Origin of the sequence: Lentzea sp. JNUCC 0626 (assembly GCF_043632865.1) — a bacterium.
Classification (GTDB): Bacteria; Actinomycetota; Actinomycetes; order Mycobacteriales; family Pseudonocardiaceae; genus Lentzea.
The window spans coordinates 942063-965378 of the sequence record NZ_CP171635.1 but is presented as its reverse complement, the minus strand read 5'-3'; the positions used below and the strand labels follow the sequence as shown (position 1 = coordinate 965378).

Annotated in this window: 16 protein-coding genes (1 of these 16 cut by a window edge); 11 read left to right on the top strand and 5 right to left on the bottom strand. The window is 69.9% G+C overall.

Features of this window, described 5'->3' with window-relative positions:
• Window positions 1-108: 108 nt before the first annotated feature.
• Together glpK (JNUCC0626_RS04340) and JNUCC0626_RS04335 are read right to left on the bottom strand one after the other, a co-directional pair.
• Entirely contained in the window at window positions 109-1626 is a 1518-nt protein-coding gene (glpK, locus tag JNUCC0626_RS04340; protein WP_394618337.1) for a glycerol kinase GlpK, read from the bottom strand.
• 22 nt (window positions 1627-1648) lie between these two features.
• Window positions 1649-2404: an MIP/aquaporin family protein gene (locus JNUCC0626_RS04335; RefSeq protein WP_394618336.1), complete on the bottom strand. Its 756-nt coding sequence runs from the start codon at window positions 2402-2404 to the stop codon at window positions 1649-1651.
• A 242-nt stretch (window positions 2405-2646) separates the two neighbouring features.
• Between JNUCC0626_RS04335 and JNUCC0626_RS04330 the strand changes: the two genes are divergently transcribed.
• Window positions 2647-3411: an IclR family transcriptional regulator gene (locus tag JNUCC0626_RS04330; RefSeq protein WP_394618335.1), complete on the top strand. Its 765-nt coding sequence runs from the start codon at window positions 2647-2649 to the stop codon at window positions 3409-3411.
• Between the two features lie 25 nt (window positions 3412-3436).
• On the top strand, window positions 3437-4930 hold the full coding sequence (gene glpK / locus JNUCC0626_RS04325) for a glycerol kinase GlpK (RefSeq protein WP_394621967.1): 1494 nt from the start codon (window positions 3437-3439) through the stop codon (window positions 4928-4930).
• Here glpK (JNUCC0626_RS04325) and JNUCC0626_RS04320 read toward each other — a convergent pair.
• Window positions 4927-6303 carry an aminopeptidase P family protein gene (locus JNUCC0626_RS04320; protein WP_394618334.1) on the bottom strand — a complete coding sequence of 459 codons (1377 nt, stop codon included), beginning with the start codon at window positions 6301-6303 and terminating at the stop codon, window positions 4927-4929. The genes glpK (JNUCC0626_RS04325) and JNUCC0626_RS04320 overlap by 4 nt on opposite strands.
• Before the next feature lie 109 nt (window positions 6304-6412).
• Here JNUCC0626_RS04320 and JNUCC0626_RS04315 point away from each other — a divergent pair, with 109 nt between their 5' ends.
• On the top strand, window positions 6413-7357 hold the full coding sequence (locus JNUCC0626_RS04315) for a LysR family transcriptional regulator (protein WP_394618333.1): 945 nt from the start codon (window positions 6413-6415) through the stop codon (window positions 7355-7357).
• 27 nt (window positions 7358-7384) lie between these two features.
• Here JNUCC0626_RS04315 and JNUCC0626_RS04310 read toward each other — a convergent pair whose 3' ends face one another.
• Window positions 7385-8755: a collagenase gene (locus JNUCC0626_RS04310; protein WP_394618332.1), complete on the bottom strand. Its 1371-nt coding sequence runs from the start codon at window positions 8753-8755 to the stop codon at window positions 7385-7387.
• Window positions 8756-8954: 199 nt separating this feature from the next.
• On the opposite strand from JNUCC0626_RS04310, the gene JNUCC0626_RS04305 reads away from it, so the two are divergent.
• Entirely contained in the window at window positions 8955-12482 is a 3528-nt protein-coding gene (locus JNUCC0626_RS04305) for a discoidin domain-containing protein (RefSeq protein WP_394618331.1), read from the top strand.
• On the opposite strand, the gene JNUCC0626_RS04300 is transcribed toward JNUCC0626_RS04305, so the two are convergent.
• Window positions 12479-14056 carry an MFS transporter gene (locus JNUCC0626_RS04300; RefSeq protein ID WP_394618330.1) on the bottom strand — a complete coding sequence of 526 codons (1578 nt, stop codon included), beginning with the start codon at window positions 14054-14056 and terminating at the stop codon, window positions 12479-12481. The genes JNUCC0626_RS04305 and JNUCC0626_RS04300 overlap by 4 nt on opposite strands.
• Before the next feature lie 394 nt (window positions 14057-14450).
• Between JNUCC0626_RS04300 and JNUCC0626_RS04295 the strand changes: the two genes are divergently transcribed.
• The 7 genes from JNUCC0626_RS04295 to JNUCC0626_RS04265 all read left to right on the top strand — a co-directional run.
• A complete protein-coding gene (locus JNUCC0626_RS04295; protein WP_394618329.1) occupies window positions 14451-15212 on the top strand; it encodes an ESX secretion-associated protein EspG in 762 nt (253 codons plus the stop codon).
• Between the two features lie 423 nt (window positions 15213-15635).
• Window positions 15636-16016: a hypothetical protein gene (locus JNUCC0626_RS04290; RefSeq protein ID WP_394618328.1), complete on the top strand. Its 381-nt coding sequence runs from the start codon at window positions 15636-15638 to the stop codon at window positions 16014-16016.
• 43 nt (window positions 16017-16059) lie between these two features.
• On the top strand, window positions 16060-17724 hold the full coding sequence (locus JNUCC0626_RS04285) for a WXG100 family type VII secretion target (RefSeq protein ID WP_394618327.1): 1665 nt from the start codon (window positions 16060-16062) through the stop codon (window positions 17722-17724).
• The gene (locus JNUCC0626_RS04280) at window positions 17721-18476 is read left to right on the top strand and encodes an ESX secretion-associated protein EspG (RefSeq protein WP_394618326.1); all 756 of its coding nucleotides are present in this window, start codon (window positions 17721-17723) and stop codon (window positions 18474-18476) included. Before JNUCC0626_RS04285 ends, JNUCC0626_RS04280 begins: the two co-directional genes overlap by 4 nt.
• A gap of 67 nt (window positions 18477-18543) precedes the next feature.
• Complete coding sequence (locus tag JNUCC0626_RS04275; protein WP_394618325.1) at window positions 18544-19059, top strand: YbaB/EbfC family nucleoid-associated protein; 516 nt, start codon at window positions 18544-18546, stop codon at window positions 19057-19059.
• A 9-nt stretch (window positions 19060-19068) separates the two neighbouring features.
• Window positions 19069-20919 carry a hypothetical protein gene (locus JNUCC0626_RS04270; protein WP_394618324.1) on the top strand — a complete coding sequence of 617 codons (1851 nt, stop codon included), beginning with the start codon at window positions 19069-19071 and terminating at the stop codon, window positions 20917-20919.
• Between the two features lie 71 nt (window positions 20920-20990).
• Window positions 20991-23316: the beginning of a hypothetical protein gene (locus JNUCC0626_RS04265; RefSeq protein ID WP_394618323.1), read on the top strand. It continues 26270 nt past the right edge of the window; 2326 of the gene's 28596 nt are visible here — the first part of the coding sequence; its start codon is at window positions 20991-20993; its stop codon lies beyond the right edge, outside the window.

The window sequence follows — 23316 nt, the reverse complement described above, 5'->3', positions numbered from 1 at the left end:
GCGGCCCCGCCCCCACACCCCCGTACCACCAGTACGAGGACGTGGGGACGGCACCACGATGCACCCGTCTGACCGCGCATTCCCCCGGCAACCTTCCGAGCCACACCACTAGCGAACGTCGTCGTCGACCCAGTCGAACGACTTGGTGACGGCCTTCTTCCAGTTGCGGTACTGGCGCTCGCGCTCGTCGGCGTCGGCCTCGGGCGTCCAGCGCTTGTCCTCGGCCCAATTGGCGCGCAGCTCGTCGAGGCCCGACCAGTAGCCGACGGCCAGGCCGGCGGCGTACGCGGCGCCGAGGGCGGTCGTCTCGGCGACGACCGGGCGGACGACGGGCACGTCCAGCACGTCCGCCTGGAACTGCATCAGCAGTTCGTTGGCGACCATGCCGCCGTCGACCTTCAGTTCGGTCAGCGGCACGCCGGAGTCGGCGTTCATGGCGTCCAGGACCTCGCGGGTCTGGAACGCCGTCGCCTCCAGCACGGCACGGGCGATGTGACCCTTGTTGACGAACCGGGTCAGGCCCACGACGGCACCGCGGGCGTCAGCACGCCAGTACGGCGCGAACAGACCGGAGAACGCGGGCACGAAGTACGCGCCACCGTTGTCCTCGACCGAGGCGGCCAAGGTCTCGATCTCCGGCGCCGAGCCGATGATGCCGAGGTTGTCGCGCAGCCACTGCACCAGAGACCCGGTGACCGCGATGGAGCCTTCCAGCGCGTAGACGGGGGCCTCGTCGCCGATCTTGTAGCAGACGGTCGTGAGCAGACCGTTCTTCGAGGCGACCTTCTCCGTACCGGTGTTCAACAACATGAAGTTGCCGGTGCCGTAGGTGTTCTTGGCGGTGCCGGGCTCGTAGCAGGCCTGGCCGAACGTCGCCGCCTGCTGGTCGCCGAGGATGCCCGCGATCGGCACGCCCTTCAGCACACCGCCGGGGCCGCCGTTGCCGTACACCTCGGAGGAGGACCGGATTTCCGGCAGCATGGACACCGGAATGCCCATCTCACCGGCGATCTCGGTGTCCCACTGGAGCGTGTCGAGGTCCATCAGCATGGTGCGCGACGCGTTGGTGACGTCCGTGGCGTGCACACCGCCGTTGGGGCCGCCGGTGAGGTTCCACAGCGTCCACGTGTCGGTGTTGCCGAAGAGCAGGTCGCCCGCCTCGGCACGTTCGCGGGCGCCCTCGACGTTGTCGAGGATCCAGCGGATCTTGGGGCCGGAGAAGTAGGTCGCCAGCGGCAGGCCGACCTTCGCCTTGTAGCGGTCGGCGCCGCCGCCCAACGCACCGAGCTCGTCCACGATCGCCTGGGTGCGGGTGTCCTGCCAGACGATGGCGTTGTAGACGGGCTCGCCGGTGTTCTTGTCCCACACCACCGCGGTCTCGCGCTGGTTGGTGATGCCGACGGCGGCGAGGTCGCCGGTGTTGAGGTCGGCCTTCGCGAGCGCCTGCCCGATCACGAACCGGGTGTTCTCGGAGATCTCCACCGGGTTGTGCTCGACCCAGCCGGCGCGCGGGAAGATCTGCTCGTGCTCCTTCTGGCCCACGGCGACGATGGAGCCGCTGTGGTCGAAGATGATCGCCCGCGTGCTGGTCGTGCCCTGGTCGACGGCGAGAACGTACTGCGACATCGAAGAAGTCCTTTCCGGAGTGTCAGAACGCGATGGAAGCGATCACACCGGCGAGCGCGCCGCCGATGATCGGGCCGACGACGGGCACCCAGGCGTAGCTCCAGTCGGAGTCCTTCTTGCCGATCTCCTGGCCTTCAGAGCCCTTGTAGGCCATGGGGAGCACGGCGTGCGCGATGCGCGGGCCGAGGTCGCGGGCCGGGTTGATCGCGTAGCCGGTGGGGCCACCGAGGGAGGCACCGATGCCGACGACGAGCATCGCGACGGCCAGCGGGCCGAGCTGCGAGGGGGTCTTGGCGAACGCGAGGATGACGAACACCAGGACGAACGTGCCGATGATCTCGCACACGAGGTTCCAGGCGTAGCTGCGGATCGCCGGGCCGGTGGAGAAGACGGCGAGCTTGAGACCGTGGTCGTTGGTCTCCTCGAAGTGCGGCTTGTAGGCGAGCCACGCGACGACGGCACCGAGGAACGCGCCGAGCATCTCGCCGGCGAAGTAGACGAGCGTCGAGCCGAAGCCGACGGGAACACCAGGGGCGTACTCGGCCGCACCGCTGGTGAGAATGCCGATCGTCACCGCCGGGTTGAGGTGCGCGCCCGACTTGAAGGCGACGTACACACCGGCGAAGACACCGATACCCCAGCCGAAGTTGATCAACAGCCAACCGCCGTCGAAACCCTTCGACTTGGCGAGCAGCACGTTGGCCACCACGCCCGCACCCATCAACAGCAAGATGGCCGTACCGAGCACCTCGCTGAGGAACACTGACCCGAGACCCACGCTGGCCTCCCATTCGACTCTGAACGGCTGATCACCCCGTGGTGATTGAGGCGGAACGTATGAGTGTCTGAACAGGTGTTCAACAGGTGCGTTTCGACAATGTCGACACCTGCTACCCACGATCGCGTGACTGATCCGTCACGCTGCGCGCAGACAAGGCGTTTCAGGCCCGTATCCAGGGGTGACGGGCGTCGTAGCTGTTCGACATTGCCGACAGTGGTCGTCTGAATTACGTTCGACGAGTGCCGGGACCCATCCAGTCGATCGAACGCGCCGCCGCCGTGCTGCGGCTGCTCGCGCGTGGCTCCGGCCATCACGGTCTCACGGAAATCGCCGACTCGCTCGGTCTCGCGCGCGGCACCGCGCACGGGATTCTCCGTACGCTGCAACGGGTCGAGTTCGTCGAGCAAGATCAAACGACCGGCCGCTACCGCCTCGGCGCGGCACTTCTGCACCTGGGAACGTCCTACCTCGACGCCAACGAACTGCGTTCTCGATCGATCAACTGGGCCGACACGCTCGCCGCGCGCAGTGGCCAGGAGGTCAGGATCGGCATGCACCACGACGGCGCGGTGCTCGTCGTGCACCACGTGTTCCGCCCTGATGACTCTGTGCAAACCCTCGGCATCGGCGCGATGCTGCCGTTGCACGCGACGGCGCTCGGCAAGGTGCTGCTCGCCTACGACCCGGACCTGTCGGCGGCCGCACGCCGGCGAGAGCTGACGTCGTTGACGCGCCGCACGATCACGCGCACCCAGATGCTGGAGCGGGTGCTGACCGAGGTGCGCGGGCAGGGCTGGGCGGGCGAGGCCGAGGAGTACATGCCGGGCGAGGCGAGCATCGCCGCGCCGATCCGCATCCCCGGCGGGCTCGTGATCGGCGCGATCGGCATTTCGGGTGCCGCCGACCGGCTGTGCGACTCGACGGGCCGTCCGCGTGCGACCCTGGTGCGGCAGGTCGTGCAGGCAGCGGAATCCGTCACCACGTCCCTCGTCGACGAGAACTGAAGGGCTCGCCGTGCAACGGTTCGTAATGGCGATCGACCAGGGCACGACGTCGACGCGCTGCATCGTGTTCGACCAGAACGCCCGCCTCGTCGCGGTCGCGCAACGCGAGCACCGGCAGTACCACCCTCGGCCCGGCTGGGTGGAGCAGGACGCCGTGGAGATCTGGCGCAACGTCGACCGGATCGTGCCGCAGGCGTTGCGGCAGGCGGGGATCACGGCCGAGCAGGTCGTCGCGATGGGCATCACGAACCAGCGCGAGACGTTCGTGCTGTGGGACCGGCACACGGGTGTCCCGATCGGGCGCGCGATCGTCTGGGAGGACATCCGGACCGAGGAACTCGTTGCGCGCCTGGGCAACCAGCCCGGCATCGAGGAGGTCCGCGAACGCTGCGGGTTGCCACTGGCTACCTACTTCTCGGCGCCTTCGTTGCGGTGGATGCTCGACAACACGGCCGGGCTGCGCGAGAAGGCCGAACGCGGCGACGTCCTGTTCGGCACGATGGACACCTGGCTGATCTGGAACCTCACCGGCGGGGTCAACGGCGGTCTGCACGTCACGGACGTGACCAACGCGTCGCGGACGATGCTGATGAACCTCTCGACGCGGCAATGGGATCCGATGCTGCTGGAGTTCTTCGGCGTGCCCTCCTCGATGCTGCCGGAGATCCGCCCGTCGACGGAGATCAGCGGCGTGACGACCCGCGTGGTGCCCGGGATCTCGATCACCGCGGCCCTCGGCGACCAGCACGCGGCGCTGTTCGGGCAGACCTGCTTCGAGAAGGGATCGATCAAGGGCACCTACGGCACCGGTGGGTTCCTGTTGATGAACACCGGCAACGAACTGGTGCGGTCGAAGCACGGCCTGCTGACGACGATCGGGTACCAGATCGGCGGCGAGCCGGCGTACGCGCTGGAGGGGTCGATCGCGGTCGCCGGGTCGCTGGTGCAGTGGTTCCGCGACAACCTCGGGCTGATCCACAGCGCGCCGGAGATCGAGACGCTGGCGCGCACGGTCAAGGACAACGGCGGCTGCTACATCGTGCCCGCGTTCTCCGGGCTGTTCGCGCCGCACTGGCTCTCCCAGGCGCGCGGGCTGGTCGTCGGACTGACCTCGTACATCAACAAGGGACACCTGGCGCGGGCCGTGCTGGAGGCGACGGGCTGGCAGACGCGCGAGGTCGTGGACGCGATGAACGCCGACCTCGGAGCGCCGACGCCGGTGCTGAAGGTCGACGGCGGGATGACCGCGGACCACCTGCTGATGCAGTTCATCGCGGACGTGCTGGACATCCCGGTGCAACGACCGCTCGTCGCCGAGACGGTGTCGCTGGGTGCCGCCTACGCCGCCGGGCTGGCGGCCGGGTACTGGCCGGACCTGGAGGGGTTGCGGCGCAACTGGCACCTGGCCGCGCGGTGGAACCCGGCGATGGACGCCGGGTACCGCGAGACCGAGTACGCGAACTGGAAGCGGGCCGTGGAACTCACGTTCGCGTGGGCCCGCTCCACTCCGTCCACTTAGGAACGCTGCTTGCGCACCCAGGCCGCGACGTCGTCGGCCTCGATCGGGAGGGCGTCCGACAGGATGTCCGCGCCGGTCGAGGTGACGACCAGGTCGTCCTCGATGCGCACGCCGATGCCGCGCAGCTCCGGCGGCAGCGTCTCGTCGTTCGGGTGGAAGTACAGGCCCGGCTCGACGGTGAGCGCCATGCCGCGTTCGAGGATGCCCTGCTGGTAGGTCTCCTGGCGGGCGTCGGCGCAGTCGTGCACGTCGAGGCCGAGGAAGTGCCCGGTGCCGCAGACGATGTAGCGGCGGTGGTGCTGGCCGGACGGGTCGAGCGCCTTGTCGACGCTCACCGGCAGCAGGCCCCAGTCGTGCAGGCCCTCGGCGAGCACGCGCATGGCGGTGTGGTGGAAGGCGCTGTAGTCGTTGCCCGGCCGCACTTCCGCCAACGCCGCGACGTGCGACTTGTGCACGAGGTCGTAGACCTGGCGCTGCGGTGCGCTGAACTCACCGCTGACCGGGAACGTGCGGGTGACGTCGGCGGTGTAGAGGGAGTTCATCTCGACACCGGCGTCGAGCAGCAGCAGGTCGGCGTCGTTCACGCGGCCGTCGCAGCGCGTCCAGTGCAGGACGGGCGCGTGCGGACCGGCGGCGACGATCGAGGTGTAGCCGGGGCCCTTGCCCTCGGTGCGGGCGCGGCGGTCGAACGTGCCCTGCAGCCAGCGCTCTCCCCCGCCGCGCACGGCCTGGCCGAGTTCCATGGCGACGTCGGCGAAGCCCTTGACGGACGCGTCGACGGCCTGGCGCAGCTGGTCGATCTCCCAGTCGTCCTTGATGCGGCGCAGTTCGGCGAGCGTGGTGCGCAGCTCGTCGCTGTGGCTGCCGGTGAGCGCGTCCAGCAACGGGTCGACGCCGCCGGCCGTGAGCGTCTGCGGGTGGCGTCCGCGCAGGGCGTTCGCGAGGTCTTCGAGGGGCCGGGCGGTGATGCCGAGCGCCGCACCCCACTCCTTGGGTCCGGCCGCGGCGCCGATCCAGAACGGGCTGCGGTCGGCGTCGCCGAAGAAGTCGACGCTGTGGACCTCGCTCGGGACCGGCACGAACAGCGTGGCGTCGTCGTCGGTGAGCACCAGCACGGCGCCCTCGACCTGGCACCCGGTCAGCCACACGAAGTCGCTGTCGGCGCGGAACTCGTGGAACGTGTCGTTGGACCGGACGTGCGCCCGTCCCGCGGCGAGCGCGATCCGCTTGCCGGGCAGCGCGGCGGTGAGCCTGGCGCGGTGGGCCGTGGCGGCCTCGGCCGTGCCCTTGGGCAGGTCGATCGCGCTGTCCCAGTCACCCCAGCCGTCGCGGATGTACGTGCGGAATCCGTCCGCGTCCACCAGTTTCGCCATGTCGCGGCGTGTCCGAGCCAATTCGGGTTCCCTCCAGAGTGGTCCTGTCTGCCACCCTTCCCGCACCTGGAGGGGTCCCGCCAATCCAGAACGGGGATAGCCTCAGGCTATGGAACTGGAGATCCGGCACCTGCGGGCGATCTGCGCCATCGGCGACGCGGGCTCGTTGTCGCGCGCAGCCACCCAGCTGGGTATCTCCCAACCGTCCCTGACGACCCTGCTGCAACGGGTGGAACGCCTGGTCGGAGGCAAGCTGTTCGACCGCGGCCGGGCTGGCGCGGAGCCCACCGCCCTGGGTGCGCAGATGCTGCAGCGGGCCCGGTTGCTGCTGGTGGAGCTGGACGCGTTCGGCTCGGACATGGTCCAGAGGGACGGGCCTTCCCGGCTCGGGTCGGTGCACATGGAGTGCGTCGGCCCGCTGTACACGCGCCTGGAGAAGGTGCTGGACGACATCACGCTGGTGGTCGATCCGTCGTCGACCGGTCTGGCGCTGGCGTTGGCGAACGGTCACCTCGACGCGGCCGTGATCGCCGTCGACGAGGACGGCGACCTGGGCCTGCCGCGCGGGGTGGCGCAACGGATCGTGGTGCCGTGGGTGCCGGTGTTCATCGCGATTCCCGCTGGTCACCGGCTCGCGTCCCGTACCGAGATCGAGCTGGCCGACCTGGCGGGCGAGTCGTGGGTCGGGCCTCCCGGTGCCGAGGACGGGTCGCTGACCGCGTTGCGGGCGGCCTGCCGGGCGGTGGGGTTCGTGCCGCGGATCCGGTTCGAGATGCCGAGCGGTGCCGGGCGTCAGCTGATCGCGGCGGGCAAGGCGGTGCAGCTGGTGGAGCCGACGTCGCAGGGTGGTCCCGGGGTGGCGGTGCGGCCGCTGGCGGGGGCGCCGATGCGGATGCGGCTGGTGTTCGCGTGGCGGCGGGAGCGGCTGACCTGGAGTCAGGCCAGCCGCGTGTTCACCGAGGTGCTGGAGGCCTACGCGGCGCAGGCGATGGCGAGCCCGGTGTTCCGGCCGTGGTGGGAGGAACGCGGGGCGGCGCTCATCTCGGCGGACTGAGACTTCAGCCCGCCCGGTGTCCGGCCGTCAGGCCACCGTCTCCAGCCACCTGTACCAGTCGCTGTCATACCTCGACCCGATCACTCGACCCAGGTGGTCGCGAGCCCCGGCCCAGTCGCCGACCCGGTAGTCCGCGAGCACCTCCGTGACGTCCTCCGGGTGGTTCTCCACCAGGTACCGCACCGCTAGATAACCCCATTTGTAAACCCGCGTGGAGTCGTGGTCATAGGTCGTGTCGAACAACGTGCTCAACGCGTACGTCTTCTTCTTCGCCTCGGCCAGCGCGTCGGTGTAGACCTCGCCCCGGTAGCTGTACGACAGGTACTCGGCGAACCCCTCGATCCACCACACGGTCGGCGTGGTCATGTTCGACTCGAAGTCGCCGTGCATGTCGAACCGGCCGTCGAGGTAGTGGGTGTACTCGTGGTTGAGGTTCCAGATGGCGAACGTCGGCAGCCAGTCGGCCTCGTGCGCGATGAACCGCGCCTGGTTCAGCGCCGGGTCGCCTTCGAGGTACATGCCGCCGTTGTTGGTGGAGATGTCGAACAGCACGCCCGCGTACGTCCGGTAGTCGTTCGACGTGTTGAAGACGACGACTTCGAGCGACGTGTTGTTGTCGCCGGCCACGGGCCCTGGGTCACGCACGACGCGATGGAACGCCGCGTCCTGGTTGGCCAGCGACGTGCAGGTCTGCCGGAGCTGGGTGCGGGTGAGTTGCTGGGCGCGGATCTTCAGCGACGCGCTGCATGTGTGCCGGACGGTCAGCACGCGCCGGTCGATCTGCGCGCGGAAGTCGCACGTGCCGTAGCGGCGGCAGTTCGCCTTGTCGTACCAGTCGACCATCTCGGCGACGCCCACCCACATCGGGGCGAGGCGGCCGACGACATCACTGCGCGAGGCCATGTCGGCGAGCAGCGGGCGCACGTACCGGGCGATGTCGTTGTACTGCAAGAACCTTCCGAGTTCGCGGGTGGCGTTCTGGACCTGGTACTGGCGATCGGTGCCGAAGAGGTCCTGGTGGCGGACGACGAACCGCCACAACGCGCGCAACACCTCGGGATAGGCGCGCACGGCCGTGAGGAACTCCGGAGAGCTGTGGCCGTAGTAGAGAAGGAGCATTCCGGCGTGCACGGCCGCGTCGTCGGAGGGGGTGTAGTTGTCGAGGACGCGGACCAACGCGCGCAACTCGGCCGGGTAGTCGACCGAAGCCGCGGTGTAGATGGTCGAGTCGGGGGTGTCGCCGGGGTGCAGGTCGCGAGCAATGGCCGGCGGCAGCAACGGGCTGTTCGGCTGACCGGCCGAACGCACCGTCTCGGCTTGCCGGGGAGCAGCGGCGTGAGCGAACGACGGCGCCACCAAACCGGCCAACAGCGCGAACACCAGGGCAAGTGCTCTCATCAGGGTCCTCCCGAGCAGGGGTTCGAGGTGTCCCAGAGCGTCACACCGCCCTCAGCCCGGCGATCATCCCTTCCGTTCATAGCTCACCACTATGGGAGCGTTCACGACAACCTTGTCAGCTTGTCCTGCTTGTCCTCTTGACCCTCCCTCGGTCAGCCCACGATGGTGGTTGGCGGGCGCCTGATCGCATGGAGAGTTGATGTCGCACGAGCTTTCCCGCCGTGTCTTCCTCGCCGCCAACGCAGGCCTGTTAGCGAGCGTCGCCCTGTCCCCCCACGCTTCCGCCAGCCAGGAGAAGGCAGCTCCCGAGGTGACCGACCTCGCCCGCAACCGGCCAGTGACCGCCACGTCCACCGCCTACGCCGCCACGCCACCGCAGTTCGTCACGGACGGGTTGCAGCAGGTCGGGGTGCGCGGGTCCGGCTGGCGGGCGGCGAACGGCGACCCGCAGCAGGTCACGGTCGATCTGCAGGCCACCTGTGAGGTCGAGGCGTTCGTGCTGGTCTTCGAGGCGAAACTCGACGACCCGACGTTCGTGCCCGCGCCGTCCTACCAGCCGCGCAACGACACCACCGGCGTCGAGATCCTGTCGGCCGCCGCACTCACGTACGTCATCGAACTCAGCACGGACAACAAGAACTGGCGCGAGGTCCACCGCACCGACGACGGCCAGGGCGCGGAAACCCGGATCCAGCTGGCAAAGCCGACGACCGCCCGGTACGTGAGGCTCAGCCTGAGCCGCCCGTCGAACGGCAACCCGTTGGGGCTCAACGGCTTCCAGGTCTACGGCACCGGCAGGCAGCCGAACGCGAAGGGCTGGACCGACTGGCGGAGCACCGCGAAGGCCCCCTCCCTCAAGCCGGGCCCGGACAACACGGCCGAACTCGACAGCGGCTGGCACCTCACGATGGACGACTTCGCCGGCACCACCGACGGCACCGCGCTCGCACAGCCGGACGTCGACACGTCCAGGTGGCTCGACGCGACGGTCCCCGGCACGGTCCTGACGTCGCTCGTCGACCAGGGCCACCTCCCCGACCCGGCGCGCGCCATGCACAACATGGAGATCCCGGAGGCGCTGTCGAGGCACTCGTGGTGGTACCGCCGCGCGTTCGACCTGCCCAAGGGCTTCCGCGACCGCAAGGTGTGGCTGGAACTCGACGGCGTCATGCAGCACGCCGAGATCTGGCTCAACGGCACCAGGATCGGGGACGTCACCAACCCGTTCGTGCGCGGCTCGTTCGACATCACCGCGGCGCTGAAGGACTACAGCCAGGTCCTGGCGTTGCGGCTCAACCCGATGAAGCACCCCGGCAGCCCGACCGACAAGGGCAGCGACGGCGGCGCGTTCCCGAACTCCGGCCAGCTCTACCTCGACTCCCCCACCTACCTCTGCATCTCCGGCTGGGACTGGATGCCCGCCGTCCGCGACCGAGGCACCGGCATCTGGGACCACATCCGCCTGCGCGCCACCGGCACCGCCACCCTTGGCGACACCCGCGTCGTGACAACGTTGTCCCAAGACCACAGGACCGCCGACGTCGCGATCAGCGTGCCCGTCCGCAACACCGGCACCACCGCCCTGCCCGTCACGGTGCAGGCGCGGTTCGACGGCGCGAAGCTCGCCAAGGCCGTCACGCTCGAGCCCGGCACCACCGAGGTCACCCTCCCCACCCACCGGATCACGAACCCGAAGCTGTGGTGGCCCAACGGATACGGCGACCCGAACCTCTACGACCTCACGATCGCCGTCACGACGAACGGCGCGGAGAGCGACCGGCGCACCACCCACTTCGGCGTCCGCGAGTTCACCTACGAACACGAGGTGCCGATCGAGTTCCCGCCCGGCGGCAACGCCGTCACCCAGACCGTCGACCTCGGCAGCCAGACCACACGTCACGTCCGCATCCTCACCGAACGCCGCGCCACCGGCTGGGGCACGTCGCTGTGGTCGCTGGAGGTCAGGAGCGGAGACACGGACCTCGCCCGAGGCAAAGAGGCCACCGCCTCTTCGCAGGACAACGAGTGGAACCCCGCGAGCAACGCCGTCGACGGCGACCCCGGCACGCGGTGGGCATCGGAGTACCGCGACAACGAGTGGATCCAGGTCGACCTGGGCAGCGCGCAACAGTTCAGCCAGGTCGTCATCTCGTGGGAACGCGCCTACGCGTTGCGCTACAAGGTGCAGCTCTCCGACGACGGCCAGACGTGGCGTGACGCCAAGACGGTCAGCAACGCGCCGAGGCCGTTGAAGATCCGCGTGAACGGTGTGCCGGTCTTCTGCCGCGGCGGCAACTGGGGCTTCGACGAACTGCTGCGCCGCATGCCCGCCGAGCGCATGGACGACGTCATCCGGCTGCACCGCGACATGAACTTCACGATGATCCGCAACTGGATCGGCAGCAGCAACCGCGACGAGTTCTTCGAGGCGTGCGACCGGCACGGCATCCTGGTGTGGAACGACTTCTGGGTCGTCGGCTACTTCCCCGACAACATCCCGAACTACATCGAGACCGCGCACGACACCGTCACCCGCTACCGCCACCACCCGAGCATCGTCGTGTGGTGCGGCGCGAACGAGGCCTCCCCGCCGCCCAACACCGACGCGGGCCTGCGCAAGGTCGTCACCGAGCAGCACACCGACGTCTACTACCAGAGCCACTCGGCCGACGGCAGCGTCTCCGGCCACGGCCCGTACTACTGGGTCGAGCCCGCGAGGTACTTCGACCCCAACACCTACGACACCTTCAACTTCGGCTTCCACACCGAGATCGGCATGCCCACCGTCCCCGTCGCCGAGACCATGCACAACCTCGTCGGCGACGAACCGTCGTGGCCCATCGGCGACGTTTGGTACGCCCACGACTGGTGCACCAACGGCAACCAGCGCCCGCAGCTCTACCAGGCCGCCATCGACGCCAGGCTCGGCGAGTCCAGGAACATGGACGAGTTCTGCCGCAAGGCCCAGTTCGTGAACTACGAGAACATGCGCGCGATGTTCGAGGCCTGGAACGCGAACCTCTGGGACGACGCCTCCGCGCTGCTGCTGTGGATGTCACACCCGGCGTGGCACTCCACCGTCTGGCAGACCTACGACTACGACATGGACGTCAACGGCACGTACTTCGGCGCGAAGAAGGCGTGCGAACCACACCACGTACAGGCCTCTTTGGACAGTTGGCGCGTCACGGTCCTCAACCACACCACCACGTCCCTGCGCGGCCGCGTCGAAGCCACAGTGCACTCGCTGACCGGCGCGGTCCTGAGCACCCAGCAGGCCGACGTCGAGGCGGGCCCGTCCGCGAAGGCCGACCTGTTCACGGTCACCCCGCACGCGTCCCCGGTGCACCTCGTCCGGCTGCGGCTGTTCGACGGCGACCGCCTGCTGTCCGAGAACACCTACTGGCGTTACCGGACGCCCGCGGACCTCAAGGCGCTCAACGCACTGGGCCGCACGAAGATCTCGACGGACGTCGGCAGCACCCGCCGTGACGGCGACCGGCGCACGCTCAAGGTGAAGGTGCGCAACACGGGCGAGGTCGTGGCCGCGATGACCAGGATCGGCCTGCGCGACCGCCGCACGGACACCCGCGTGCTGCCGACGATCTACAGCGACAACTACCTGTGGCTGCTGCCCGGCGAGACCCGGGAGATCACGCTGTCCTGGCACCGGCGCGACCTCACGTCCGAACAACCCCGCGTGACCGTCGAGGCCTACAACGCCTAGTCGGGCTTCTTCGGTTCCGCGAACAGCAGGTGCCGCACGTGCGCCGGTCCCTTGGCCAGCGCACGTGCCACCTCCTGGTTCTCCTGGTCCACGACCGTGCCGCGCTCGACGTGCTGGCGCAGGTGCTCCTGCCACGTCGCCACGGTGAAGGTCTCGAGAAACATCTCGGGCCGCTCGGTGTCGCGGAAGAGCCCCCACATCGTGGCGCCGGTGCGGCGGCGGGCCCTGCCGACGCGTTGCATGGCGTCGATGAACGCCTCCTCGTTCTCCGGCGCCACCGGCCACTCGACCGTGACGAGCACGGGGCCGGCGTCGGTGTCGTCGATCTCCGGCGGTTCCTCCCAGTACGTGGCCGGGCTGACGTCGAGCGGGCGGTCGTGCAGCGGCAGCCAGCGGGTCGCGGCGAGCGCGAGCACGACCATCGCCACCGCAGGCACGATCATGGCGACCCGGAGGTCGTAGACGTCCGCGATCGCGCCCCAGACGACGGCTCCGAGCGCCTGGCCGCCCATCAGGATCAGCTGGTAGTAAGCCAGCGCGCGGGCCCGTGTCCACGCCGGCAGCAGCACTTGCGCGTTGGCGTTGAACGTCGACAGGGTGGCGATCCAGCAGGCGCCGGTCAGCAGCATCGCGACGATCACCAGCGGGAAGCTGCGGGTCAGCACCGCCGTGCTGGTCGCGGCCGCGTAGACGACCGTCGCGAGCAGCACCATGGCGTTCTTGCTCATGCGCTGCAACAGCTTCGGCACGACGAACGCGCCGCCGATGGCTCCCGCGCCGACGCTGCCGAGCAGCACGCCGTACCCGCTGGCGTCGAGTTCCAGCGGCCCGCGCGCGATGGCCGGCAGCAACGCCCACAGGCCGCTGCCGAACAGGATGAACAACGTCAGCCGCGTCAGCACCCGCCGGAACAACGGCGAGCTGCCCACGTACCGCGCGCCCGTCCGCATGGCGGTGGTGATGTGCTCGGCGCCGAGCGGCCGGTGGTCCGACGGGCGCTTCCACCGGGCGAGCACGATCAGCACGCCGAAGAAGCTGACCGTGTTGAACGCGAACGTCGCCTCCGGCCCGGCCAGCGCGATCAGCAACCCGCCGAGCGCCGGGCCGATGGCGCGGCCGACGTTCATGTTGACGCCGTTGAGCAGCGCGGCCTGCGGGATCTCCTCGCGCGGCACCAGTTCCGGCTGGATGGCCTGGAACGACGGCATCGACAACGCCTGCCCGATCGCCATCAGCGCCAGCAACCCGAGCAGCGTCCCAGGGGTGGCCCGGTCCGTGCCCGCCAGCAGCATCAGGCCACCCGCGCCGGCCAGCATCAGGGCCTGGCCGGTGATCAGCACCTGGCGGCGGTCGAGGATGTCGCCGAGCGCCCCGGACGGAACCACCAGCAGGAACACCGGCAGCGTGGTGGCGGTCTGGACGAGCGCGACCTGCAGGGCGCTGCCGCCTAGGTCGCCCATGAGCCACTGGGCGCCGACTGTTTGCGCCCACGTGCCGATGTTGGACGCGAACTGGGCGAGCCACAGCGCACGGAACGCGCTGCGGCGCAGGGGCGCCCACGAGGATGCAGTCACGTGCCGATCTTCACACCGGAGGGTGCAGATCGCCGAGCACAACACCGGGCCGCGTGACTTCGGTCAACACTGAAGTCACTGCGCCCAGAACCATTCGAAACTTAGGCAGCCGAAGTGATTTGGGTCACAAGCGGAGGCCTGATCCGTCAGACCCGGACGTGTGAACGTGTCGCCCGGACGCCCCCGGTTCCCGGGTTGAGAGCGCTCCCAGTTCCTGGGGAAACAAGCGTTCTCGCTGCTCGGACTCGCCCGGAAGTGGCCCGTTTCCGCGATCGGCGACCGATTGTGAACATTCGTCTCGACCGGGTACGTATTCGCCCGATCAGGAACGGCTTGCCCCATTCTGCTCGATACTGCGCGCAAAGCAGGCAGAGGAGAAAGGTTCCGAGCACTCGTGATCACGCCCGAGTTCTTGCTGTCGACCCGCGAGTTCGAGGTGCTGTGGCAGACGCTGCGGCTCGGCAGAATGCCGTACCCGCTCGACGTGCCCAGCGAAGGAGCGACCGAGCAGGACGTCAAAGCCTTGCAGGCCAGGACGATCGCCGGACTGAGGCAGCGCGGCATCGCCGACGACGTGCGACTTGAGGACCTGATGCGGCTGTTGAGCGACCACCAGGTGTCCGTGGACGCCGTGGCGGGCCTCGACCGGACCGTTCGGGCACTGGCCGCCGCCACCGACCGGGAGGCCGTGCTGGCCGTCATCGACGGCGACAGCGTCGGCCTGTCGGAGATCAGGCCCACGGCACTGGCCCGCGAGATCGTGCGCGTGCTGCCCGAGGGGGTGGCGGGGCCGGGCAGCGCGCTGTCCGTGCGGTTGGAGACGCTCCAGCAGGCCGTGGCGCTGCAAGAGGCCGAGCAGGAGGAGGAGTCCGAGGACCCGTGGGGCGCCGCCGACGAGGAACTCGACGACCGCGAGGCGTTGCTCAAGGCCGGCCTGTCCGCGCAGGACGCCAGGCAGATGGACGAACTCGCGGCCAACCGGGTGGCGGGCGGCCAGTTCGGCGTCACCCACGGGCGGCACCGGGCCGACGTCGTCATCAACTGGTTCGACACCCACCAGGGCCGCTACCTGATGGTGCGCAGCGACGGGTGGCTCAGCCTCTCGCCGACCGACAACGACCGCATCGCAACGCGGATCGACGCCGTGCTGGCCTGAAGGTGAACTCGGTGCGGCTTACCGCACAACAATGCTCCAAAACGGACACGGCGGGCGTACTCTCAGGAGTGCGCCCGCGTTTCGTACGTGGCCAACCGATTCAGCCGTTCCGGTGAACGCCGAACCAGCCGGTGACGAAGCCTTAAGAAAGCCCTAAATCCTAGAAATTCCCCCATGTGATTTGGGTCACAGTCACCCCCTGTCACGAGCCGTTCCGGGCGTGTGAACAGAGATCACAAGCCCGAGCGGGCAGGCCCCCGAGAGCGCTCCCACAACCTGGGGAAACGATCACGTCGTTACACGACGTTCACCTGGTCGTGGCCCGATTCGGTGCCTGACAACGCATTGTGAACGCGGATCTCAATTGGTAACTCGCGACTCCCAAAGTGAGCGATAGACCAAAAGAGGCCTGATACTGCCCGCATGTACATCGTCGGTGACGAGAAGGTCGTTCCTCTCGCTGAGACCGTCACCTCGGGTCAGGTGCAGATCGACCCGGAGGCGGGCGAGGAACTCCGCAAGCAGCTGCAGGGCCAGATCGACCAGGTCGACTCCTGGATCGAGCGAGCCAACACGAGCATCGCCCGCCCGACGGCGCTCGGTGCGAACCCCGTCGGCGACAAGATGCGCGACAAGTTCACCCATCGCGCCGAGGGTGAGCAGTACTCGTTCGTCAGCGTGATGACCGCGTACCGCACGGTTCTCGAGCAGACGAAGAACTCCATCGTGGAAGCGATCGGGAACTTCGAGGCGCTCGACCAGGACCAGCAGGCCGAATTGAAGAAGCACATGGGTAACAGCTGATCTCGTGGCCAGCTGATCCACTGAACCGAGAGGCGAGCCGGTCATGCCCCCCGAGACCGACCCGAGCGAGGTCGAGAACGTCCCGGTCCTCACGGACCCGCAGAACTGGGCGTCCCGATCGCACCAAGAGCTCTATGCCGCGGTGCACAACAACAACGACCCCGGGCAAGCCGGCCAGATCAGCTCCGACTGGGGCAAGTACGGCAGCGAGCTCACCGAGGCCTCCCGAGTCATCAACTCGGTCATCACCTCCAGCGAGTCCAAGTGGACCGGCGGCTCCGCCGACGCCGCTCGCGCCGCCATGAAGAAGCTCGGCGACTGGGTCGACGAGACCGCCCGCACCGCGGTCGAGGTCGGCAACAAGGTCGCCGACCAGGGCCGGGTCATGGAGAACGCCCGCGCACAGATGCCGCAGCCGGTCCAGTTCGACTGGAACAAGGCCGCCGCCGCGCTGACCCAGCCGGGGACGCCCGCGTTCGTGCTCGCCTCCGCGGACATCGCGGTCGCCAACGCGGCCTCGCGCGCGGCGCACGACCAGGCGGTCACCGTGATGACCGACATGGAGAACAACTCCCGCCAGATCGACTCCTCCACCCCGGCCTTCAAGCCCCCGTTCAACCCGAACACCGGCCAGGTCGAGGAACCGGTGATGGCGATGCCGCGCTCCGGTGCCGCGGCGCTGGACGGTGGCGTGGACGGTCTGATGCGCACGCAGTCCGCCGTGGACGCACCCACGGCGAACGGTGTGCAGACCGGCGCCGGTGGCGGTGGTGGTGCCGGCGGTGGCGCCGCAGCGAACCAGCCCGCCGCAGCGGCCTACAACCCGAGCGCTCCCGGCTACAACCCGGCCGCGGGCCCCGGTGGCGGCGCGGGCGGTGGCGCCGGTGGCGGCAGCAGCTACACGCCGCAGATGACCGGCAACACCAGCACGAACACCGCCGCGGCCTACACGCCGACGGCACCGAACTACAACCCGGCGGCCAACACCGGCAGCACCTACGCCGCGAGCAGCGGTGGCGGCAGCAGCACGTACACGCCGCAGATGGGTCCCGGCTACACGCCGCAGATGGGCCCGGGCAAGTCCGGGAGCAGCAACCAGAACAACCAGAACAACCAGAACATCCCGAAGGTCCCGGTCGTCGGTCGTGACGTCGCGAACCCGAACTACAACCCGCAGAACCCCGGCTACACCCCGCAGAACATCAAGGGTGGTCCCGCGGCCTACAACCCCTCGGCGCCCGGTTACACCGGTCCCGGCGGTGCGGGCGGCGGCGCTGGTGGTGGCGGCGGCGGTGGTGCCGGTGGTGGCGCCGGCGGTGCCAAGGGCCCCATGCCGTACACCCCGCAGATGGGTGCGGGCGGCGGCGGTGGCGGCGGCGCGTTCGGTGGTGGCGCGGGCGGTACGGCCGGTGCCGGCGGCAGCTCGATGACGTCCGGTGGCGCGGCGGGTGTGCAGGCCCAGGGCCGCGGCGGCATGCCGATGGGCATGGGTCCCGGTGGCGCTTCGGCGGCCGGTGCCGGCATGGGCGCGGGTGCGCCGATGGGTGGCGCTCCGGGTGCCGGTGGCCGCGGCGAGGAGGACAAGGAACACCGTTCCGCCAGCTACATCATGGGCGGCGACCTGTTCGAGGTCCCCGGTGAGAACCTGCCCCCGTCGGTGATCGGCGCCGCCAAGGCCAAGAAGCAGAAGGGGACCGAATCCTCGTGATCACGCCCGAGTTCCTGCTGTCGCCGCGCGAGTTCGACGTCCTGTGGAACGACCTGCGGCTGGGCAGAGTGCCCTACCCGCTCGACGTTCCGAACGAGGGCGCGACCGAGCAGGAACGCCGTGTGCTCGTCACGAAGACGATGGACGAGCTGCGGTCCCGCGGGCTCGTGGACAACGAGCGTCTCGAGGACTTCCTGCGGCTGCTCGCGGACCACAAGGTGTCCGTGGACGCCGTCGCCGGTCTCGATCGCACCGTGCGCGCGCTCGCCGTTTCCAACGGCGAGCGCGCCGCGCTGGCGATCATCGACGGCGACCGCGTGGGGCTGCTGGAGATCCGCGAGACGGGGATCGCCCGCGAGATCGTGAAGGTCCTGCCCGACGCCGAGCCCGGTCCGGGCACGGCGGTGAACGTCCGCGTCCAGTCCCTTCAGGACGCCGTCGCGATCCAGGAGGCCGAGGGCGCGGCCGACGCCGACGACCTGTTCGGCGAAGGCGGTGTGGACGACCGCGGGGCGCTGGAACAGGCCGGTCTGTCCGCACAGGACGCCAAGCAGTTCGAGGAGCTCGCGTCGAACCGCGTCGCGGGCGGCCAGTTCGGCGTCACCCAGGACCGGCAGCGGTCCGGTGTCGTGATCAACTGGTTCGACACGCACCAGGGTCGTTACCTGATGGTCAACTCGGACGGCTGGATGAGCCTGTCGCCGACCGACAACGACCGCATCGCCACCCGCATCAACGCCGTGCTCGCGTGAACTGATTCGCCTGCACCGACGTGTAACTGACAGAGCGCAAGTTGAACTGCCGCCGCCGGAGGACCGTGTGACTGCCGCGAACCCGTACCAGTGGGTCGAAGAGTACGAGGCCAAGCTGGCCGACCTGAAGCAGAAGTCGGAGAACCTGACCGAGAACTTCGCGGCGGCCGGGGCCACCGTGTCGTCCCAGGACGGCGCGGTGACCGTGACGGTCGGTCCCAACGGCGGTCTGCAGAACCTGCAGCTGGGTCACCGCGCGGTCGAGATGGGCGGGCCGCGGCTCACCGCGCTGATCCTGGAGACGGCGCGCAAGGCCCAGAAGCAGGCGGCGCAGCAGGTCCTGGAGCTCTTCAAGCCGCTCGGCGAGGGCACCGAGGCCTACCAGATGGTCTCCGACTCGATCCCGGACGACGGACTCGACGAGGACACCGACGACCAGTACGACGCGGTCGATGACGACGACGAGCCGGAACCTGCTCCCGCTCCGGCGGCGTCGCGGCCCGCGGCGGCCCCGCAACCGCCACCCGTCCGCGGCAAGCCCCGCAGGGACGACGACGACAACGACGACAACGAGCCCTGGTAAGGAACAGCGATGACCGCGCCTGAAACTCCCCTCCCGTCTCCTCCCGGGATGAACATCACCGAGGAGAACAAGCTCAAGGGCTCGCTGTTCATCGAGGCCTACGGCAGCCTGATCGACGGCATCAGCAAGGACGCCGAGAGCGAGACCGAGAAGGCGCTGGACATCACGTTCAACGCCATCGGCGCCGCCTCGGCCACCGTGATGCTCGCGATCGACCCGCTCGGCAGCATCATCGGTGCCGGTGTCGGCTGGCTGATCGAGCACGTGTCGTTCCTGCGCGACGCCCTGAACCAGTTGATGGGCAACCCGGAGGAGATCCAGGCCAACGTCGAGGCGAACAAGGCGCGCGCGGCCGAGCTGCGCGTGCTCGCGGAGGACCACAAGAGCGGTCTCGCGACGTTCGACGGCTGGACCGGTGAGTCGTCCGAGCGCTTCAAGGCGTCGATGGACAACATGAGCCACGAGCTCGACGACCTCGCGAACGCCGTCGAGTCCAAGGCCAAGATCGTCGCGATCATGGGCATGCTCGTCACGGTGCTGCGCGACATCGTCCGCGACCTGATCGCGCAGCTCATCGGTTCGCTGATCGGTGGCGCGATCCTCGCGGCCGCCGCCATGATCCCGACGTTCGGCGCCTCGATCCCGATCTTCTGCGGCTTCGCGGTCGGCAAGGCCGTCGCGCTCGGCGTGAACATCGCGTCCCGCGTGGCGCGCGTCGTCGCCGCCCTCGGCCGTCAGATGAAGCGCATCGGCGACCTCGACGACATCATGAAGAAGGTCAGCAAGGGCTGGGAGCGCTTCGAGAACACGGCTGACGTCGCCGAGATCACCTACGAGGGCTACAAGGCCCAGAAGGGTGTCGACGACAAGATCGACGAGGCGATGGCCGGCCGCGGTGGCGGGGGCACGGGCAGCACCGGTGGCGGTCCGACCGACGGCAAGACCGCCGCGGACGCGACCGGCACCGCGAGCGCGACCCTCGCCAACGCGCGCATCGGCACGGTGCAGGCGGAAGGCACCGCGACGCTCGCCAACGCCCGCATCGGCACCGTCCAGCCGGACGGGTACGCGCAGGCGACCCTGCCGAACGCGCCGTTGCAGCCGATGCAGGCGGCCAAGAGGATCGCCGCCGAGCCGCTCCAGCCGATGCAGGCGGTCCGGGCGCGCGACGCCATGGAACCGTTGCAGCCGACGCACCAGCTGCGGGCTCGCGAGGCCATGGAACCGCTGCAGCCGACGATGCAGGCGCGCACCGCGATGCACGCCGCCGAGCCGGTGCAGCCGTTCCAGCGTGCGGAGGCGTTGCAGCCGACGCAGTCGTACCAGCGGGTGGCCGCGGAGCCGTTGCAGCCCATGCAGCAGGCCTACGCGCGTGAGGCTGCGGAGCCGTTGCAGCCGACCTACCAGCGCATGGCCACCGAGGCCACGCCGCTGCAGCCGTTCCAGCGTGCGGAAGCCGTGCAGGCACCGGTGGCGTTCTCGCGGGTGGACAACTCGGACTCCACGATGACGTCGGGCGTGAGCATGACCGGCGGCGGCGGTGGGGGCTACGAGGCCGCTCAGCCGTTGCAGGCGCGGGAGATGTACATCAGCCCGGAGACGCCTTCCGAGCCGTTGCAGCAGCAGTCCGGTTACGAGCCGCTCGCGCGCACGCAGATGTCGCACACGTACGACGCCCTCGAGCCGTCGCAGCCGCGTGAGGCGTACTCGGCGCGTGTGGAGGCTGAGCCCGCCTACTACGAGAGCGTGAACCCGCTCATGGGTGAGCGCGCCGCGTACGACGCGAGCGGTCAGGTCGGTGGTGCGGCTGCCGCGCAGCCGTTGCGCGCGACCGAGCGTCCCGTCCGGCCGACAGAGTAAGTCCCAGCCAACAGCCGGGATCCCGGTGGGATCCCGCCTCGTTCTGACGCAGTTCTGGAGAATCGCCGCTCATGGCCAAGGGGAACGTCAACCCGAACCCGTCGTCGAACCCCGGGGCGAACCCGCCCCCCACGGCGCCGCCCACGAGCGGAACGGGCGGAACCGGCGGAGGCCCCAGCGGCACCAGCGGTTACTCCATGAACGACTCCTCGATGCAGGGGTTGCAGGGCAAGGCGGGTGACCTGGGGTCCCGGCTGTCGAGCATCTCGGGGGGCCTGCGGGGCCTGAACTTCAGTGGCAACGCGCTCGGCCCGATCGGCCTGTTCGCGGTGCCCGCGCTGAACAACTCGAACGACAACGCGATCTCGCAGGCGGACAAGGGCGCGAAGGCGTTCACCGACGTCCAGTCGAACCTGAAGGCGACGCTCCAGACGTCGCAGCAGGTCGACCAGACGAACCAGACGAACATCAAGTCGATCGACCCCACCACCGACGCGAAGAACGTGCGCGGCGGCGGCAACAACACCTCGGGCAACTTCACGCCCGGCAGCCCCACGGCCAACGGCCCGACCGCGATCAAGGGCGGCGGCAACAACACGTCCGGCAACTTCACGCCGGGCAGCCCGAACTCCGGCCCGGCGCCGACCACCAAGGGTGGCGGCAGCAACACCACGTCCGGCGTCAAGGGCCCTGGCGGCGGCCCGGCGGCGGCGACCCCGAACATCAAGGGCGGCGGCAGCAACGCCACGTCCGGCGTGAACACGGCCGGTGGTGGCCCGGCCGCGGCGGCCCCGAACATCAAGGGCGGTGGCGGCGGAGCCAAGGGCCCGGCTCCGTTCACGCCGACCGCGCCCGGCTACAACGGTCCCGGCACCATCAAGGGTGGCGGCAGCAACGCGACCTCGGGCGTGAAGACGCCCGGCGGTGGCCCTGCCGCGGCCGCGCCGAACATCAAGGGCGGCACCGGCGCTTCGACGAGCGGCGGCGCGAAGGGCCCGGCGTCCTTCACCCCAACCGCGCCCGGTTACACCCCGCCCGCCGGTGGCGGTAAGGGCGGTGCGACCACTGGTGGTGCCAAGGGCCCCGCGTCCTTCACTCCCACCGCGCCCGGCTACACCCCTCCGGCCGGTGCCGGTGGCAAGGGCGGTACGACCACCGGCGGCGCCAAGGGCCCCGCGTCCTTCACCCCCACCGCCCCCGGCTACACCCCGCCGGCAGGCGGCAAGGGCGGCGCCACCCCGGCCACGCCCGGCGGCGCGACCCCCGGCGGCGGCAGCAAGGGCGGCACCGGTGCGTCGACCGGCGGCGGTGCCAAGGCGCCCGCGTCGTTCACGCCGTCGGCCCCCGGCTACAAGGATCCCGGCGGCACCGCGGGCACCAAGCCGTCCACGAGCGCGCCCGGCCCGCAGAACGCCGTGACGTCCCCGTCCCGCGGCGGCGCGACCCCGCCCGCCGCTCCTCCCGGCATGGCCCCGCCGATGGGCGGCGCCTCCCCCGGCGCGACCGGCGGCGAACGCGGTGGCAGCAAGTTCGGCGCGGGCGGCGGTTCGAAGGGCGTCTTCGACGCACCCAAGGCCCCCACCCCGGACAGCACCATCACCAAGGCGCCGCCGCAGACGTCCTCGTCGACCCCTCCGCCCGCGCCGAAGCCGACCCCGCTCTCCCCGCCTCCCGGCAGCGCCACCCCGGGCAGCGCCACCCCGGGCGGTGCCACTCCGGGCGGCACCTCGCCGGGTGGTTCCGGCGGTGCCAAGACCCCGGCGGCGTTCACGCCGACGGCCCCCGGCTACAACGGCCCCGGCAACGTGCCCCCCGCGGCACCGGGCTCGCAGAGCGCGGTGTCCACCCCACCCCAGAACGCGGGCGGACGCCCCGGCGCAACCCCGGCCGTCACGCCTCCGCCGTCCGCGGCGGCAGGCGGCATGGCCCCGCCGATGGCACCCGGCGGCCCGGCGGCCGGCGCGACCGGCGGCGAACGAGGCGGCAACAAGTTCGGCCCGGGCGGCGGCACGAAGGGCGTGTTCGACGCGCCCAAGGCCCCCACCCCGGACAGCACCATCACCAAGGCGCCGCCGCAGTCGTCGCCGTCGACGCCGCCCCCGGCCCCCAAGCCGACCCCGCTCAGCCCGCCCCCGGCAGCGAACCCGCCCGCCGCGAACACGGCGTCCCCGACCACGGCACCGCCGACCCAGTCGCGTCCCGGCACCCCGCCCCCGGCAGCCACCGTCCCGCCGCCCGCGGCGAACACACCCCCGCCGGCCCAGACGCGTCCGGCACCGCCGGTCAGCGCGCCCCCGGTGAACACGCCGCCGGTGTCCTCGCCGACCCCGAACACGAGCACGCCGTCGCCGCGCCCGGACACCAGTCCGTCCGCACAGCCACCGCGCGCCGACACCC

Bases quoted from the DNA above. Each gene is read 5' to 3' on its own strand.
- glpK (WP_394618337.1), bottom strand. From the start codon at position 1,626: ATGTCGCAGTACGTTCTCGCCGTCGACCAGGGCACGACCAGCACGCGG.
- glpK (WP_394621967.1), top strand. From the start codon at position 3,437: ATGGCGATCGACCAGGGCACGACGTCGACGCGCTGCATCGTGTTCGAC.
- JNUCC0626_RS04320 (WP_394618334.1), bottom strand. From the start codon at position 6,303: ATGGCGAAACTGGTGGACGCGGACGGATTCCGCACGTACATCCGCGAC.
- JNUCC0626_RS04315 (WP_394618333.1), top strand. From the start codon at position 6,413: ATGGAACTGGAGATCCGGCACCTGCGGGCGATCTGCGCCATCGGCGAC.
- JNUCC0626_RS04310 (WP_394618332.1), bottom strand. From the start codon at position 8,755: ATGAGAGCACTTGCCCTGGTGTTCGCGCTGTTGGCCGGTTTGGTGGCG.
- JNUCC0626_RS04305 (WP_394618331.1), top strand. From the start codon at position 8,955: ATGTCGCACGAGCTTTCCCGCCGTGTCTTCCTCGCCGCCAACGCAGGC.
- JNUCC0626_RS04290 (WP_394618328.1), top strand. From the start codon at position 15,636: ATGTACATCGTCGGTGACGAGAAGGTCGTTCCTCTCGCTGAGACCGTC.
- JNUCC0626_RS04285 (WP_394618327.1), top strand. From the start codon at position 16,060: ATGCCCCCCGAGACCGACCCGAGCGAGGTCGAGAACGTCCCGGTCCTC.
- JNUCC0626_RS04270 (WP_394618324.1), top strand. From the start codon at position 19,069: ATGACCGCGCCTGAAACTCCCCTCCCGTCTCCTCCCGGGATGAACATC.